This is a genomic window from Cupriavidus sp. SHE (assembly GCF_000812445.1).
Lineage (GTDB): Bacteria > Pseudomonadota > Gammaproteobacteria > Burkholderiales > Burkholderiaceae > Cupriavidus > Cupriavidus metallidurans.
The window spans coordinates 21,608-37,157 of sequence record NZ_JWMB01000047.1 but is presented as its reverse complement, the minus strand read 5'-3'; the positions used below and the strand labels follow the sequence as shown (position 1 = coordinate 37,157).

Sequence of the window (15,550 nt, the reverse complement as noted above, 5' to 3'; positions counted from 1 at the left end):
GGAGGCTGGCATGTCCGATATTTCCACGCCCGCCACTCCCGAGGCCGCTAGCGTCCCGGAGGCCGTCCGCACGCCCTGGACCGAGTTCTGGCGCAAGTTCCGCAAGCAGCATCTCGCACTGGCCGCAGGCGCGTTCGTGCTGCTGCTGGTGGTGGTCGCGATTCTGGCGCCGCACATCGTCCCGTACGATCCCGAGAACTTCTTCGACTACGACGCGCTCAACGCAGGCCCGTCGTCCGCGCACTGGATGGGCGTTGACTCGCTCGGGCGCGACATCTTCAGCCGCATCCTGGCCGGCACGCGCATTTCGCTGGCGGCCGGCTTCTTCTCGGTGATCATCGGCGCGGTCATCGGCACGGTGCTGGGCCTGCTGGCCGGCTACTACGAGGGCTGGTGGGACCGCATCGTCACGCGCATCTGTGACGTGCTGTTCGCGTTCCCGGGCATCCTGCTTGCGATCGCCATCGTCGCGATCCTGGGCAATGGCATGGTCAACGTGATCTTCGCAGTGGCGGTGTTCAGCATTCCAGCCTTCGCGCGCCTTGTGCGGGGCAACACGCTGATGCTCAAGCGGCTCACGTACGTGGAAGCGGCACGCAGTATTGGCGCATCCGACTGGACGATCCTGATGCGGCATATCCTGCCCGGTACCGTGTCGTCGATCGTGGTGTACTTCTCGATGCGGATCGGCACGTCGATTATCACGGCGGCTGGCCTGTCGTTCCTGGGCCTTGGCGCGCAACCGCCCACGCCCGAGTGGGGCGCGATGCTGAACGAGGCGCGCGCTGACATGGTGACCGCGCCCCACGTGGCGATTTTCCCGAGCCTGGCGATCTTCCTGACCGTGCTGGCATTCAACCTGCTGGGCGATGGCCTGCGCGATGCGCTCGATCCGAAGATCGACCGGCGTTGATGGCACCTTCAGCACGCATTGAACACAAATCGAGCACGATGATGGATCTCCCCGTGATTGGCACGTTGCCGCCGGGCCCTCGCAATGCGATCACCGACGTGGCTGGCGTGACCGTCGGCCACTGCACGCTGGCTGACGGGGCTTGCCAGACCGGGGTGACGGTGATTCGCCCGCACGCGGGCAATGCCTACCGCGAGAAGGTGCCCGCGGCGGCCACCGTGCTGAACGGATTCGGCAAGAGCATCGGCCTGGTGCAGGTCGACGAACTCGGCGTGCTGGAAACGCCGATCGCGCTGACCAACACCTTCTCGGTTGGCGCACTGGCACAGGCGCAGATCCGCGCGGCCATTGCCGAGAACCCCGAGATCGGCCGCGCCTGGCCCACCGTCAATCCGCTCGTGTTCGAGTGCAATGATGGCTACCTGAACGATATCCAGGCGATGGCGGTCCAGGGGATGCACTACGACAGCGCCCTGGCGGCCGCGAGCGTGGATGTCGCGCAAGGCGCGGTGGGCGCGGGGCGGGGCATGTCATCGTTCGGCGTCAAGGGTGGTATCGGCACCGCATCGCGCGTTGCGGGCGGCTACACGGTTGGCGCGCTGGTGTTGTCGAACTTCGGCACGGCGGATTCCCTGATCTATGGTGGCAGGCCGCTGGGCGCGGCGCTGGCCGCCCAACTGAGGCAGGAGATCGTCCCGGAAAAGGGATCGATCATCATGATCGTGGCCACCGACGCACCGCTCGACGCGCGGCAGCTTGGCCGGCTTTCGCTGCGCGCCGGCGCGGGGCTGGCGCGAACCGGTTCCGTATTCGGCCATGGCTCTGGCGATATCGCGCTGGCGTTCTCGACGGCGTACACCGTGCCGCATCTGGCCGACGTACCGATGCCGGCCGTGCAGATGGTGCATGAAACACGGCTCGACCCGCTGTTTCGCGCCGCGGCTGACAGCGTGGAGCAGGCCATCGTCAATGCGCTCTGGCATGGCGAAACCGTTCATGGCCGCGATGGGCACACCCGTCGGGCACTACGAGAACTGTTGCAGGAACTGATGGCATGAAGATTCTGGTTTCCACCGACATCGAAGGCGTGGCCGGCGTATTCCACGCCGAGCAGACACGCGCGGGGAATGGCGAGTACGAGCGCGCGCGTGCCTGGATGACGGCCGAGGCCAATGCCGCCGTACAGGGCGCATTCGCGGGCGGTGCCACCGAGGTGTTGGTCAACGATTCGCACGGGGGCTTCCGCAACCTGCTGCCGGATCAGATCGACCCGCGCGCGCAACTGGTGCTGGGCAAGCCGCGCTATCTGAGCATGATGGCCGGCGTCGAGCAGGATTGCGACGGCGTGTTCATGATCGGCTATCACGGCCGGGCGCAGAGCCGTGGCGTGCTGGCCCATACGATCAACAGCGGCGCATTCGCGCGCGTCTGGCTCAACGGGCTGGAGCTGGGCGAGGCGGGCATCTACGCCGCATTGGCCGGCGAGTTCGGCGTGCCGGTGATGCTGGCCAGCGGCGATGACGTCTTCATCGCGGAAACGCAGCCGCTGATGCCATGGGTGCGCTACGTGCAGACCAAGACTGCGGGTGGGCAGGGCAGTGGCACCTCGTTGTCGCTCGCTGCCGCTCGTGAAGCGATCGCAGTGGCCGCCGAGTCCGTGACGCGCGATGCGATCGTCCACGCCGAGGCACGTTGCTTCGAACTGCCTGGGCCGGTGAGTTGCCGCCTGCAGACGACGACCACCGCCCACGCCGACCTGTTCTGCCAATGGCCCGAGTTCGAACGGGTCGACGGTGTCACGCTGACATTCACGGCGCCAACCGTGCAGGCTGTGGTGCGGATGCTGAACTGCTGCTCGGCGATGTCGTTCATGCTGAAGTAGTTGTTTTCCCCGTTTTCCCGCAACGCGGGAGAACGGAGCGAAAACAGTGGGACAATAGCGCCCGTTCCCGATTTCGCCTGACTTCCAATGACCCATCCGACGCACGGGAGCTGGACGCCCGTTCGCAAGGACTTCGTCGATCCGGCCAGCACGCGATGCCATGCGCGCAACGCAAAAGGCGGCCGCCACCACGGTTTTCCCGAAGGTCACGCCTATATCCTGCGCGGCCTGGATGGCCACGAGTACCCATTCGGCCCGGAATGCGCGTGCGAGGTGCTGGCCGTGCCAGAGGCGCTGGATCAGATCCCGGACTATACCGAGCGCGATGCGGTGAAGCGAATCGACGCCGATCTGCCCGCGCCGGTGAGGCGCAAGCCCTCGGCGGCCGAACAGGAGTTGGCGCGCCGCAATGCGGCCACGCGCTATGTGGTGCTGCGCATGGAGAAAGTGGCTGCCGTGCCGCGCGTGCAGCCGACAGTCCTGTTTCCCGCGCTCGATGAGCTTTATCAACGGATCGTTACTGGCGGCACGCTCACGAACGCGCAGGTGCAGCGCGTGCTGGCGATCGAACGCAGCCAGGCCACGCCGCCCAAGCTCAAAAGCACGAATCTGCTCGACGTCTATACGGCGCACGTCAAGCTAGAGTGGCTGATCGCGGGGGCAAACCGCGTGGATCAGATACGTTTCCTGCGCAGCCTGCATGACTGGCTGGCCAGACATCTGGTGCTGTCTGCCGCGCAGATTGCCGCCGCCGGCATCGTGATGCACCCGCACGCATTCCGCAGCGCCTGGCCGTCGGAGGGCGGTCCGACGGAGCTGTTCTGACGTCCGCTGGATAAAAACGCCGGATTGGCGTTACATTGAGGGCATCCCCACTCGGCCCAGGCCATTCCCGCCATGCCTGCCAGTCAGACTGCGCGCTACTTCGCACGCAGCTATGCCGAAGCCCGCCAGAAATTCCTGGCGGCCGCCCGCGCATGTGGTGCGACGCTGACCGAGTTCCCCCATCCTACTGAAACAGGCAACCAGGGCGAGGCCCTGGCGATGGACGTCGCCTGGGTCGGGGCCGCCGATGCGTCGCGCGTGCTGCTGGTGACGTCCGGCACCCACGGCGCGGAAGGCTTCTGCGGATCAGGCACACAGGTGGCGATGCTTGCCGATACGGGGCTGCATTCTGACTGCCACCGCGCCGGCTGCGCGCTGATGTTCATCCACGCGGTTAATCCCTATGGCTTTTCCCACCTGCGCCGCGTCAACGAGGACAACGTTGACCTGAACCGCAATTTCGCGGACTTCGAGCGGCCACTGCCGGCCAATCCGGCCTATGCCGAGATTGCCCCGATGCTGCTGCCGAGCCAGTGGCCACCGTCGTGCGACGAACACACCGCGCTGATGAAGCGGGTGACGGAGCGGGGCATGGGCTGGTTTCAGGCGGCGATCAGTGCCGGGCAGTATCAGGACCCGGATGGCATGTTCTTCGGCGGTCAGCAGGCAACGTGGAGCAACTACACGCTACGGCGTATCCTGGCCCGCTTTGGCGCCGGACGGACCACTTTGCGATGGGTCGATGTGCACACGGGGCTGGGACCGTGGGGCTATGGCGAAGCGATCTACATGGGGCCCGACGAGGCCCGCCAGTTGAACAAGACGCGGGCCATCTGGGGCGGCAGCGTGACGTCGATCTACGACGGCTCGTCGACATCGGCCAACCTGACCGGGCTTGCGTGGGCGGCTGTGCCGCAGACGCTGCCGACGATCGACTACGCGGGCATCGCCCTGGAGTTCGGCACGCTGCCGCTGCCCGATGTGCTTGATGCGTTGCGTGGCGACCATTGGCTGCATGTGCATCCTGAAGCGGACGAGAACCAGCGCGCACTGATCAAGCAGGCTGTGTGGCGTGCTTTCTATGGCGACTCCGACGAATGGCGCGATGGCGTGGTGGCCCAGGTGACCGACGCGGTGCGCAAGGGAATCGGCGCGTAGCGGCTCATGCCGATATGCGGCGGTTCGTAATCGACTCATCTTTCGACTACCTTTCAACGACCATACGGAAGCGCTGATAGTCGTTATTGAACGTGCCCGGTTGAGACGCGGGGCGGGATGGCGAGACAATCGCCCGGGCGTGCCGGCATCGCTTGGTTGATGCCGTGCGCCATGACAGCACAGTAAGAAGAACAGGCGTCGTTGCCCAGCCCCACATCCTCAGCCGCACGCAAGCGAGAGCGCGTCGGCATCTCCCGCGTGGTTCGTGATCCGCGCCGGTCGAATGGACCGGCTGGCAGCGTTCGCCCGTCGCACTCCTCGAGAGAATCTCCATGCCCAGTTTCAATCCATCGCGCCGCACGTTCCTGAAGACGAGCGTCGTGGCCGGGGTATCGGTTTGCATCGTGCCCCTCGCGGACAAGGCGGCTCTGGCCGCGTTGTTCGAAGAGAAGCACCTGACGCCGGTGCAAACCGATCCCGCCACCGGCGCGCCACGCTTCCGTGTGGATGGCATCGCCAAGGTCAACGGCGAAAAAGTCTTCGCACGCGATATCCGCGCACGCGATATGCCACACTGGCCCGCGCAGCAATCGCACGCCTTCATCGTGCGCACGACCCGTGCGGACCGTACCTTCGACGGCATCGACCTGAGCCTGCTCGGCGATGAGCTGAAGCCCGACGTTGTGGTGACGGCCGCCGACCTGGAGCGCGACGGCGTGACGTTCCCGAAGTTCTACGGCGACGACATGCTGCTGCCGGTGGGCAAGACCCCGGCGTATCTCGGCCATGCGGTAGCCATCATGATCTATCACGACTTCGCGCGCTTCCGCTTTGCCAAGGACAAGCTCAAGTATCGCGATGAGGTCGTGCGCTATGGCGCCCAGACTGGCGCGCTTGAACGCGATCCCTGGGGCACGTTCCGTTTCGTGCGCGTGGGCGGCGCCACGCCGTTCGACGACGACGTGTTCTCGAGCCTGAAGTTCGCGCCGGTGTTTCCCAGCGCGATGCGCAAGCACCAGCCCGTTTGGCCGGACGGCAAGGACCATGGGCAGGTGGGCGAGCAGGGTATGGCCCATGCGAAGTCGATCCGCGACGAACTGGCGAATCCGCCGGCCAACTGGCTCGTGCTGGATCGCGAGTACAACACGCAGTCGATCGATACCGCCGCGCTCGAGGCCGATAACGCCAACTGCTGGTACGACCGCGACAACCAGACGCTGCACATGGTGGTGCCAACGCAGGCGCCGTCGGAGGTGGGCGAATCGACCGCGGAAATGCTGGCGCGCTGCAAGTCTGCGTTTCCGGTGAAGCAGGTGATCCTGCATCCGACCTACACGGTGGGCTACGGCTCGAAGGATCACTACAACTTCCCGTTCTACGGTCTGGTAACGGCGCTCTATGCCGGCAACAAGCCCGTGCGGCTGGCCAACGACCGCTACGAGCAGTTCCAGACCGCGCTCAAGCGCCACGCGTTCAAGATGCACTACCGCATCGCGGTGGACAAGGAAACCGGACTGCTCCAGTCGTTCCAGGGCGACTTCGAGGCCAACGGTGGTGGCCGTATGAACTTCTCGCCGTCCGTGGCCATGGTCGGCGCGACGGCGGCGCAGTCGATCTATTACTTCCCGAAGAACGATCTCGCCACGGTGGCCATCGCCTCCCGTGCGATCGACGCCGGTTCCGCGCGCGGATACGGCACGCTGCAAAGCATGGCGGCGACCGAGATGATGATTGACGAGTTCGCCGAGCAGTTGAAACTCGATCCGATCGAGTTCCGGCTGAAGAACGCGCTGCGCTCCGGCATGAAGAACACGCAGGGCGCGATTCCCGCCGGGGCCATTCGCGTGGATGAAGTACTGGAAGCCTCGCGCAAGCATCCGCTGTGGACCAATCGCGCGAAGAAGAAGGCCGAGTACGAGGCCGCGCATCCGGGCCATCGCTATGGCGTGGGCTTTGCCTGTGTGCAGAAGGACTTCGGCACGGGCGCGGAGACATCGTTCGCGCGTGTCGAGATCGATGCCGAAGGCCGTATCGCGCTGTACCACTCAGGCGCGGAAATCGGCACCGGCATGTCGACGTCGCAGGCCTCTGCGGTGTCGCGCTGGCTGAGCCGCGCGGCCACGGACGTGCGGACGTCGATTACCGAGTGGCCGGACCTGCCTGTCACGACCAGTGGCGATCCCTACCTGATGAGCCAGGCGGATCAGGACAAACTATCGCAGAATCCGCGCTGGTCCCCGGGCTACGCGTCGCCATCCAGCGCGACGAACTCGGCCTACTACTTCACGCACAGCACGCGCGAAGCGGCCCGCGTGGTCTTCATGCATGGACTGTGGCCGGCGGCGATGGCGATCTGGAGCCAGGGCATTGGCGGCGGCCAGGCGGCATCGCTGGTGGTGCGTGTGGAGGATGCCCGCTGGGTCGATGGCAAACTCAGCGCCGGCGGTCTGCAGGCGCTGCCATACGAACAGCTCGTCAAGAAGGCGCACGAACTGGGGCTGGTCACCGGCGCCACGGTGCACGTGTTCAATCGCTGGCAGTGGACCGAAGCCGATTTCGTCGTCAACGGCCAGGCCGTGCGGATTCCGGTGGATGGTTTGTCGGTGCGTATGGGTGCGGGCGAAGCCAACGGCAAGCGCACGACCAATGGCTATGACGTGCTCGACCGACGCAAGGTCTATATCGCGCCGGTCCAGCGCAACAATGCGTCCGTGACGTACTACAGCGCGGTTGGCACGCTGGTCGAGCTGTCGGTGCACGAGGCCAGCGGCAAGGTCAGCCTGCTGACGCACCATTCGGTCATGGAGTGCGGCTCGCAACTATCTCCCGCACTGGTGTCGGGTCAGTTGCAGGGCGGCATCGCGATGGGCATCGGCCACGCGCTGCACGAATTCCTGCCGCTCTACGAGGATGGCCCCGGCAACGGCACGTGGAACTTCAACCGCTATCACCTGCCCCGTGCCAGCGACGTGGCCGTATGGACGCAGACCGGTACCGTACTGCCGCCGATTTCCGACACCGACCCGCCCAAGGGTATTGCCGAGGTGGTGATGATTCCGGTGGTGGGTGCCATCGTCAATGGTATCGCCCACGCCATTGGGCACCGCTTCACCGATTTGCCGGTCACGGCCGAAAAGATTCAGGAGGTACTGGCATGATCGCCACGCAAGCATTGTCCATGAACATCAACGGCAAGGACGTCGGTCCGCTCGAGGTGCCCGTCGGCCTGATGATGATCGATTTTCTGCACGAGTATGTGAACCTGACCGGCTCGCGGCTGGGGTGCGGGCAGGGCGTCTGCCACGCCTGCGTGGCGATTCTCGACCACCCGGACGGCACGAGCGAAACCATTCGCACCTGCATCACGGGCGCGCATTTTTTCCAGGGCAAGCGCGTCCGCACCGTGGAAGGCCATGGCAAGCGCAATGACAAGGGCGAAGTCGTCGAGATGACGCCGGTGCAGCAGGCTTTCCTCAAGCACTTCAGCTTCCAGTGCGGCTACTGCACGCCTGGGTTCGTCAATGGTGCGACCGTGCTCGTGGAAAAGCTCAAGCGTGAGCCGGTAGCGGCGGACAAGGTCGAGCAGACCATCATGTCGTCCATGGACGAGCACATCTGCCGCTGCACGGGCTATGTGCGCTACTACGAGGCCATCAAGGACGTGGTCACCAGCACGCCGGGCCTGGTGAAGGGGAAGGGCGCGCAATGACGACAATCCGATGGATTTCCGCGCTGGCCGCTGGCTCGGCGCTACTGCTTGCCGGATGCGGATCGGGCAGTTCCGATGTGCCTCAGGCCGCCGACCTGGCGCCGGCCACGAAGCTGACCCCGGCCCAGCAGATCGAGCGTGGCCGCTACCTCGTGCGCGCGGCCGATTGCGCGGCCTGCCATACGGCACCGAACGGCGCGCCGTTCGCGGGTGGCGTGGAACTGGCTTCGCCGTTCGGCAAGTTCTACGGCACCAATATCACGCCGGACAAGGACCATGGCATCGGCAAATGGAGCGCCGACGATTTCTACAAGGCGCTTCATGATGGCGTGGCGCCCGACAAGCATCTGTATCCGGCGATGCCGTACACCTCGTACCGGGGTCTGTCGCGTACCGATACCGATGCGATGTACGCTTACCTGATGCAGCTCAAGCCGATGGCGGTGCAGAATCGCGAGCCAGAACTGGGCTTTCCGTACAACCAGCGTTTCGCCATGGCAGGCTGGAACCTGCTGTTCCGCAAGGATGCGTTGCCCGATGCATCGAAGGGCGAGTCGCCGGCGTGGATACGCGGCCGTTACCTGACCAACGCGCTCGGTCACTGCGCCGAATGCCACACGCCACGTGGCAAGTTCGGACAGATGGATGGCGGTCGTCCGCTGACGGGTTCGGCATTGGCGCGGGTGGGAGCTCCCGATATCTCGCCGGCCGGGCTGGCGGCGCGCGGATGGACCGCGGCGGACCTGCAGACGTTCTTCTCCACCGGCATCGCGCCCCAAGGCTCAGCCTACGGCGAGATGTTTCCCGTGGTGCATCTGAGCAGCCGTTACCTGAATGCCGCCGATGTCGGCGCGATGTCCACCTACCTGCTCGGCGACAAGCCGCCGGCACCGCAACCGCTGAAGCCGGCTAATGCCGACGCGGGCGCCATGGCCACGGGCCGGCAGCACTATCTGGCGGTCTGCGCGGGGTGCCACGGACGCGAAGGCGAAGGCAAGCCTCACGTCGCGGTGGCGATGCTTGGCAATTCGACGGTGCGTAATGCGGATCCGCGCAACCTGATCGTGTCGATGCTTGACGGCATTGAGCGCCAGGACTTCCCGGGGCTGGAGAGCATGCAGGATATGCCGGGATTCGCCACGCGCATGAACGATGCCGAGTTGGCGGCGCTCGCCAACTACCTGCGGGCCAGCTACGGCGGCCAGCCGGCGGATGTGACAACTGACTCGGTCAAGGTACTGCGCGAGACGCCGAGTCATTGACATCGCACGGCATCTGAACCGTCGCCGCGAGTCATCGAGGTCGGCGGATCGCCCGCTCTTTCACCATGTGGGAGAGCGGGGAGAATTCGCGTGTTTCATGACCGTAAAGTGGTATTTGCGGCACCTAAAGTACGGCAGAACTACCGTTTTCCCCACAGTTGTTACTAAGCTTCAAGAGGATTGCCCGACTCTGGAGCAGTTCTTGTGTTCCATCTGTGGAGATCACGATGAAAACGAGGATGTTAATACCCATCGCCGTGGCAGCCGCCGGTATGCTGGCGGCGCCTTTTGCTCTTGCTCAGCACTCTGGTTCCATGAAGTCTTCTGGCTCGATGTCGTCATCGCCATCGTCATCGGGCACGGCGCCGATGGGTGCAGCATCGCCGTATACGCCTCAGAAGTGGAACAAGGGTGACAAGTTGCCAGCCGAGTTCCGTGACCGGCAGTACGTCATCGACAAGTACAAGGAATACAACCTCCCAGCGCCGAAGAAGGGCTACCACTGGGTGGGTATCGGTGCTGACTATTACCAGGTGTCGTCCAATGGGACGGTGTACTCGGTTGGGCCCGGAGGCTGATTGGCCGTTGCAGCCGCTGCTTTTCCGAGCTTGAGATGTGAAAAGCGCCGTGAGTGATCACGGCGCTTTTTTTTGCCTGGGATCTTGCGTTTGGCGATGCCTACCGGGGCCTCCCAGGTGCAGCCAGTTCTGCTCGGTCCCGTGTATGACGACTATCCCCTTCCTACTTAACCCGGCAGTGCCTCGTAAGTGACAAGGAACACCTGGTCGTCGCCGGCGCTGACCGAAAGCCAGACGATGTCGAGATTGGGGAAGGCTGCTTCGACGTTCTCGCGCTCGTTGCCGATTTCCACCACCAGCGCGCCGCCCGGGTTCAGGCGCTTCTTCGCGCCGGCGATGATCCGGCGCACAACGTCCATGCCGTCGTCGCCGCCGGCCAGCGCAATGCGCGGCTCCGCCATGTATTCGGGCGGCAGGTCGCGCATCGACTGCTCGTTGACGTACGGCGGGTTGGTCAGGATCACGTCGTAGGTGGCGGCCGACGGCAGCGGCGCGTAGAGGTCGCCTTCGTAGAGCGTGATGCGGTCTTCCATCTTGTAGTCCGCCACGTTGCGGCGGGCCACGGCCAGGGCGTCGGACGAGATGTCCACCGCGTCGATTCGCGCGTGCGGCCAGACGTGTGCGGCGATGATCGGCAGGCAGCCGGAACCGGTGCACAGTTCCAGTACCGGGCCAATCTGCCCGGTATCACCGATCCACGGTTCCAGCCCATCCTGCAGCAGCTCGCCGATGAAGCTGCGCGGCACGATCACGCGGGAATCCACGTAGAAACGCAGCCCGTGCATGAACGCTTCGTGCGTGATGTAGGCGGCCGGCACACGTTCGTTTACGCGACGATCGATCACCTTGTGCACGGCGTCGATCTCCTCTGGCAGCAGCCGGGCGTCGAGGAATGGGTCGAGGGTGTCCAGCGGCAGGTTCAGCGTATGCAGCACCAGGTAGGCGGCTTCGTCATAGGCGTTGGCGCTGCCGTGGCCGAAAGAGAGCTTCGCGGCGGTAAAGCGCGAAACCGCCAGGCGCAGCATGTCGCGGACGGTTTTAAGGGATGAGGTGGTGGCCATGGGGATCAGGCAATCAGGCGTTCCAGCACGCCACGGTAAACGTTCTTGAGCGGTTCGACGAAGCGGACTTCCACGTGTTCGTCGATCTTGTGGATGCTGGCGTTCGGCGGGCCGAATTCGATGACCTGCGGGCAGATCTTCGCGATGAAGCGGCCGTCAGAGGTGCCGCCGGTGGTCGAGAGTTCCGTCTTCACGCCGGTCTCGGCCGCGATGGCCGCGCCCAGTGCTTCGGACAGGTCGCCACGCGGCGTCAGGAACGGCTCGCCGCCCAGCGTCCAGTCGAGCGTGTAGTCGAGCCCGTGCTGGTCGAGGATCGCATGCACGCGCGACTTCAGGCCGTCAGGCGTGCTGGCCGTCGAGAAGCGGAAGTTGAAATCGATCGTCACGTGGCCCGGGATCACGTTGGTCGCGCCGGTGCCGCCATGGATATTCGACATCTGCCACGTGGTGGGCGGGAAATACTCGTTGCCCGCGTCCCATACCTCGTTCACCAGCGTGGTCAGTGCCGGCGCCGCAAGGTGGATCGGGTTGCGCGCCAGGTGCGGGTAGGCGATGTGGCCTTGCACACCCTTGACCGTGAGCTTGCCGGACAGCGAGCCACGACGGCCGTTCTTGACCATGTCGCCGAGCGTGTCGACCGAGGTCGGTTCGCCCACCACGCAATAGTCGAGTCGTTCGCCGCGTGCCTTCAGCGCTTCCACCACCTTCACGGTGCCGTCATGCGCTGGGCCTTCCTCGTCGCTCGTGATCAGGAAGGCGATCGATCCCTTGTGTTCGGGGTGTTTCGCCACGAATTCCTCGACCGCCACCACGAAGCCGGCAATCGACGTCTTCATGTCGGCCGCGCCCCGGCCGTAGAGCTTGCCATCGCGATGGGAGGGCTCGAACGGGTCCGATGACCATTGGTCGAGCGGGCCGGTCGGCACTACGTCGGTATGGCCGGCAAAGGCCAGCAGCTTGCCTGCCGTGCCCTGGGTGCCGCGCTTGACCGCCCACAGGTTAGTGACGCGGAAATCGTCAGGGCCGCTGACGATGTTCTCGCAGGTAAAGCCAAGGGCCTTGAGTCGGGTCTCGAGCACGGCCTGGCAACCTTCGTCGGCGGGGGTGACCGAGCGGCGGCGGATCAGGTCTTCGGTCAGGGCAAGGGTCGGGTTCATGGGGCGGGGGATGAATCGTTAAAACAGGGCGGCGTAGCCGTCAGCGGAAAAACCGACGCTGACCTTGCCGTCGCGGTCCAGCACGGGACGCTTGATCAGCGACGGGCTGGTCTGCATCAGCGCGATGGCGCCGGCTTCGGACTCGGCGCGCGTCTTGTCCGCATCGGACAGCGCGCGGTACGTGGTGCCCTTCTTGTTCAGCAACGTGGCCAGGGGCACGTGCTTGAGCCAGGCGCGCAACATCTTCTCGTCGATGCCTTGCTTCTTGAAATCGTGGAACGTGTAGTCGACGCCGTTCGACTCCAGCCAGGTACGGGCACGCTTGACGGTGTCGCAGTTGGGAATGCCGTAGAGCAGGGTAGTCATGGTGTCAGGTTCGGGTTCAGCGGAACAGCAGGTTGAGCGCGATGACCAGTCCGCCCAGGCCAAGCGCCACGCCGGCCATGGCCACGGCGGTCATCAGGCGCAGGCGCCGGTCAAGGCGCGCGGCTTCGCGGCGCAATGCCTCGATCGTGATGGCGTGCTGCTCGGCCAGCAGCTTGACGGCCTCGGCCTGCTGCATGGCGGTGGTTTCCAGCTCCGCGATGCGAGCGGCCGGATCGCGTGTGTCGGCCGCGCCGGGTTGCGCGCCTTCCTCGTCCTTCTTCTTGCCTTTCTTGAGCTTCTCGATGGTCTTGTTGGCCTGTTCGAGGATGGTCGGCAGGAGGGAGAGGACGGTACTGACGGTGGCGGGGTCGAGGGCCATGAGTCGCTTGCGGAGGGATGGCATCGGCTGGGCTTCGCGCCGCCGGGGCGTGCCCGGCGGCGGCATTGCTGTCAAGGCGCGATTCAGTCGCGCAGCAGGTCGTTCAGGCTGGTCTTGGCGCGGGTTTGCGCGTCCACCTTCTTGACGATCACGGCGCAGTACAGGCTGTACTTGCCATCCTTCGACGGCAGGTTGCCGGCCACAACCACCGAACCGGCAGGCACGCGACCGTAGTGGATTTCGCCCGTTTCACGGTCGTAGATCTTGGTCGACTGACCCAGGTACACGCCCATCGAGATCACCGAGTTTTCCTCGATGATCACGCCTTCCACGACTTCCGAACGGGCGCCGATGAAGCAGTTGTCCTCGATGATGACCGGGTTGGCCTGCAGCGGCTCGAGCACGCCGCCGATGCCGACGCCGCCCGACAGGTGCACGTTCTTGCCGATCTGCGCGCACGAGCCGACGGTAGCCCACGTGTCGACCATGGTGCCTTCATCCACGTAGGCGCCAATGTTGACGTACGACGGCATCAGCACGGCGTTCCTGGCGATGTACGAACCACGGCGGGCCACGGCGGGCGGCACCACGCGGAAGCCGGCCTTCGCGAAGTCGTCGCCAGTCCAGTTGGCGAACTTGGTCGGCACCTTGTCGTAGAACTGGGCAAAGCCGCCAGCGCTCATCGGCGCGTTGTCTTCCAGACGGAACGACAGCAGCACAGCCTTCTTGATCCACTGGTTGACGACCCAGTCCTTGCCTTGCTTCTCGGCCACGCGCAGTGCGCCCGAATCGAGTTGCGAGATCACGTTGGCCACCGCTTCGCGGATGTCGTTCGGCGCGGACTTCGGCGACAGGCTGGTGCGGTCTTCCCAGGCCTGGTCGATCAGGGCTTGCAGTGCTTGCGTCATGGTTGTGTTCTCAGTGGTGAATATGTATCGGGAGTGATGCCGGAAATCCTCGTTCCGGCTTCAGGACATTCGGTGATTCAGGGTGAAGCGTTCGCGCCGGTCAGCCCAGCGACTTGCAGAATTCGACAATCCGGCGTGCGCCTTCGAGGCATTCGTCCGGGGTGGCCACCAGCGCCATGCGGACCCGGTTCGCGCCGGGATTCGCGCCGTGGGCGTCGCGGGCCAGGTAGCTGCCGGGCAGCACCGTCAGGTTCTGTTCGGCCAGCAGCCGCACGGCGAACTCGGTGTCCGACAGGCCAGTGCGCGAGACATCGGCCCACAGGTAGAACGCCGCATCGGGCAGCGCCACGTCGAGCACCCCTGCCAGCATCGGCGTGACCTCGGCGAACTTGCGCACATAGGCCGCGCGGTTCTCGCGCACGTGCGCCTCGTCGCCCCACGCCGCGGCGCTGGCGGCCTGCACGGCCGGGTTCATCGCGGCGCCGTGGTAGGTGCGATAGAGCAGGAATTTCTTCAGGATCTCGGGATCGCCAGCGACGAAGCCCGAGCGCAGGCCCGGCACGTTCGAACGCTTCGACAGGCTCGAGAACATCACCAGCCGTTCCAGGCCCCGGCCAAGCTTGTGGGCCGCTTCGAGCGCGCCGAGCGGCGGCTTTGCTTCGTCGAAGTAGATCTCCGAGTAGCACTCGTCGGAGGCAATCACGAAGCCATAGCGGTCGGACAATTCGAAAAGCTGCTTCCAGTCTTCGAGCGACAGCACCGCGCCGGTCGGGTTACCCGGCGAGCAGACGTACAGCAGTTGCACGTGCGGCCACACATCGGCGCCGATCTGGTCGAACGCCGGCGCGAAGTTGCGCGCCGGATCGCTGTTGGCGAACACCGGACGGGCGCCGGCCAGAAGGGCCGCGCCTTCATAGATCTGGTAGAACGGGTTCGGGCAGAGCACCAGCGGGTTGGGCTTGCTGCTGTCGATCACGGTCTGCGCGAACGCGAAGAGTGCCTCGCGCGAACCGGTGACGGGCAGCACCTCGGTGGCGGCGTCGACCTTTGGCAGGTTGTAGCGGCGTTCGAGCCAGCCCGCGATGCACGCGCGCAGCGCGTCGCTGCCGGCGGTGCTCGGGTAGTTGGCCAGGCCGCCGAGCGACGCGGTCATCGCTTCCTTGATGAACGCCGGAGTGGGGTGCTTGGGTTCGCCGATGCCGAAACTGATTGCCGGGACGGCGGCCGGTTTCACATCGGCCACCAGCGCGCGCAGTTTCTCGAAAGGATAGGTTTGGAGCAGGTCGAGGCGCGGATTCACGGTGGCAGCGGCGGGGCGGTTGAAACCCAGCATTATAAAGGAATGCCGCCCA

The 15,550-nt window shown here is 65.0% G+C and carries 15 protein-coding genes; 9 read left to right on the top strand and 6 right to left on the bottom strand.

Annotation, left to right across the window (positions count from 1 at the left end):
- Window positions 1–10: 10 nt before the first annotated feature.
- From gsiD to RN01_RS21845, 9 genes are all read left to right on the top strand, one after another.
- Window positions 11–913, top strand: a complete 903-nt coding sequence (gene gsiD, locus RN01_RS21885) for a glutathione ABC transporter permease GsiD (protein ID WP_017515091.1) — start codon at window positions 11–13, stop codon at window positions 911–913.
- Window positions 913–1,971: a P1 family peptidase gene (locus RN01_RS21880; RefSeq protein WP_024570872.1), complete on the top strand. Its 1,059-nt coding sequence runs from the start codon at window positions 913–915 to the stop codon at window positions 1,969–1,971. Before gsiD ends, RN01_RS21880 begins: the two co-directional genes overlap by 1 nt.
- A complete protein-coding gene (locus RN01_RS21875) occupies window positions 1,968–2,795 on the top strand; it encodes a M55 family metallopeptidase (protein WP_017515570.1) in 828 nt (275 codons plus the stop codon). The genes RN01_RS21880 and RN01_RS21875 overlap by 4 nt, the downstream gene beginning before the upstream one ends.
- An 87-nt stretch (window positions 2,796–2,882) precedes the next feature.
- Entirely contained in the window at window positions 2,883–3,620 is a 738-nt protein-coding gene (locus RN01_RS21870; RefSeq protein WP_024570871.1) for a hypothetical protein, read from the top strand.
- Window positions 3,621–3,692: 72 nt separating this feature from the next.
- Complete coding sequence (locus tag RN01_RS21865; protein WP_024570870.1) at window positions 3,693–4,778, top strand: M14 family metallopeptidase; 1,086 nt, start codon at window positions 3,693–3,695, stop codon at window positions 4,776–4,778.
- Between the two features lie 332 nt (window positions 4,779–5,110).
- The gene (locus RN01_RS21860) at window positions 5,111–7,936 is read left to right on the top strand and encodes a xanthine dehydrogenase family protein molybdopterin-binding subunit (RefSeq protein WP_024570869.1); all 2,826 of its coding nucleotides are present in this window, start codon (window positions 5,111–5,113) and stop codon (window positions 7,934–7,936) included.
- Window positions 7,933–8,487, top strand: a complete 555-nt coding sequence (locus RN01_RS21855) for a (2Fe-2S)-binding protein (RefSeq protein ID WP_008649088.1) — start codon at window positions 7,933–7,935, stop codon at window positions 8,485–8,487. The genes RN01_RS21860 and RN01_RS21855 overlap by 4 nt, the downstream gene beginning before the upstream one ends.
- Window positions 8,484–9,749 (top strand): cytochrome c, encoded by a 1,266-nt coding sequence (locus RN01_RS21850; protein ID WP_024570868.1) that lies wholly within the window; start codon window positions 8,484–8,486, stop codon window positions 9,747–9,749. The genes RN01_RS21855 and RN01_RS21850 overlap by 4 nt, the downstream gene beginning before the upstream one ends.
- Window positions 9,750–10,063: 314 nt before the next feature.
- On the top strand, window positions 10,064–10,327 hold the full coding sequence (locus RN01_RS21845; protein ID WP_369799881.1) for an RcnB family protein: 264 nt from the start codon (window positions 10,064–10,066) through the stop codon (window positions 10,325–10,327).
- A gap of 167 nt (window positions 10,328–10,494) precedes the next feature.
- On the opposite strand, the gene prmB is transcribed toward RN01_RS21845, so the two are convergent.
- From prmB to dapC, 6 genes are all read right to left on the bottom strand, one after another.
- The gene (gene prmB, locus RN01_RS21840) at window positions 10,495–11,388 is read right to left on the bottom strand and encodes a 50S ribosomal protein L3 N(5)-glutamine methyltransferase (protein ID WP_024570867.1); all 894 of its coding nucleotides are present in this window, start codon (window positions 11,386–11,388) and stop codon (window positions 10,495–10,497) included.
- Between the two features lie 5 nt (window positions 11,389–11,393).
- Window positions 11,394–12,545 (bottom strand): succinyl-diaminopimelate desuccinylase, encoded by a 1,152-nt coding sequence (gene dapE, locus RN01_RS21835; RefSeq protein ID WP_011516174.1) that lies wholly within the window; start codon window positions 12,543–12,545, stop codon window positions 11,394–11,396.
- Window positions 12,546–12,563: 18 nt separating this feature from the next.
- Window positions 12,564–12,911, bottom strand: a complete 348-nt coding sequence (locus tag RN01_RS21830; RefSeq protein ID WP_017515566.1) for an arsenate reductase — start codon at window positions 12,909–12,911, stop codon at window positions 12,564–12,566.
- Window positions 12,912–12,927: 16 nt separating this feature from the next.
- Window positions 12,928–13,314, bottom strand: a complete 387-nt coding sequence (locus tag RN01_RS21825) for a hypothetical protein (RefSeq protein ID WP_029308066.1) — start codon at window positions 13,312–13,314, stop codon at window positions 12,928–12,930.
- Window positions 13,315–13,373: 59 nt separating this feature from the next.
- On the bottom strand, window positions 13,374–14,198 hold the full coding sequence (gene dapD / locus RN01_RS21820) for a 2,3,4,5-tetrahydropyridine-2,6-dicarboxylate N-succinyltransferase (RefSeq protein ID WP_008649080.1): 825 nt from the start codon (window positions 14,196–14,198) through the stop codon (window positions 13,374–13,376).
- Window positions 14,199–14,298: 100 nt separating this feature from the next.
- Entirely contained in the window at window positions 14,299–15,498 is a 1,200-nt protein-coding gene (dapC, locus tag RN01_RS21815; protein WP_024570865.1) for a succinyldiaminopimelate transaminase, read from the bottom strand.
- Between the last annotated feature and the right edge of the window lie 52 nt (window positions 15,499–15,550).

What these genes read in the sequence shown, in the direction of transcription:
- gsiD (WP_017515091.1), top strand. Translation starts at nt 11, where the DNA reads ATGTCCGATATTTCCACGCCCGCCACTCCCGAGGCCGCTAGCGTCCCG.
- RN01_RS21880 (WP_024570872.1), top strand. Translation starts at nt 913, where the DNA reads ATGGCACCTTCAGCACGCATTGAACACAAATCGAGCACGATGATGGAT.
- RN01_RS21875 (WP_017515570.1), top strand. Translation starts at nt 1,968, where the DNA reads ATGAAGATTCTGGTTTCCACCGACATCGAAGGCGTGGCCGGCGTATTC.
- RN01_RS21870 (WP_024570871.1), top strand. Translation starts at nt 2,883, where the DNA reads ATGACCCATCCGACGCACGGGAGCTGGACGCCCGTTCGCAAGGACTTC.
- RN01_RS21865 (WP_024570870.1), top strand. Translation starts at nt 3,693, where the DNA reads ATGCCTGCCAGTCAGACTGCGCGCTACTTCGCACGCAGCTATGCCGAA.
- RN01_RS21860 (WP_024570869.1), top strand. Translation starts at nt 5,111, where the DNA reads ATGCCCAGTTTCAATCCATCGCGCCGCACGTTCCTGAAGACGAGCGTC.
- RN01_RS21855 (WP_008649088.1), top strand. Translation starts at nt 7,933, where the DNA reads ATGATCGCCACGCAAGCATTGTCCATGAACATCAACGGCAAGGACGTC.
- RN01_RS21850 (WP_024570868.1), top strand. Translation starts at nt 8,484, where the DNA reads ATGACGACAATCCGATGGATTTCCGCGCTGGCCGCTGGCTCGGCGCTA.
- RN01_RS21845 (WP_369799881.1), top strand. Translation starts at nt 10,064, where the DNA reads ATGAAGTCTTCTGGCTCGATGTCGTCATCGCCATCGTCATCGGGCACG.
- prmB (WP_024570867.1), bottom strand. Translation starts at nt 11,388, where the DNA reads ATGGCCACCACCTCATCCCTTAAAACCGTCCGCGACATGCTGCGCCTG.
- dapE (WP_011516174.1), bottom strand. Translation starts at nt 12,545, where the DNA reads ATGAACCCGACCCTTGCCCTGACCGAAGACCTGATCCGCCGCCGCTCG.
- RN01_RS21830 (WP_017515566.1), bottom strand. Translation starts at nt 12,911, where the DNA reads ATGACTACCCTGCTCTACGGCATTCCCAACTGCGACACCGTCAAGCGT.
- RN01_RS21825 (WP_029308066.1), bottom strand. Translation starts at nt 13,314, where the DNA reads ATGCCATCCCTCCGCAAGCGACTCATGGCCCTCGACCCCGCCACCGTC.
- dapD (WP_008649080.1), bottom strand. Translation starts at nt 14,198, where the DNA reads ATGACGCAAGCACTGCAAGCCCTGATCGACCAGGCCTGGGAAGACCGC.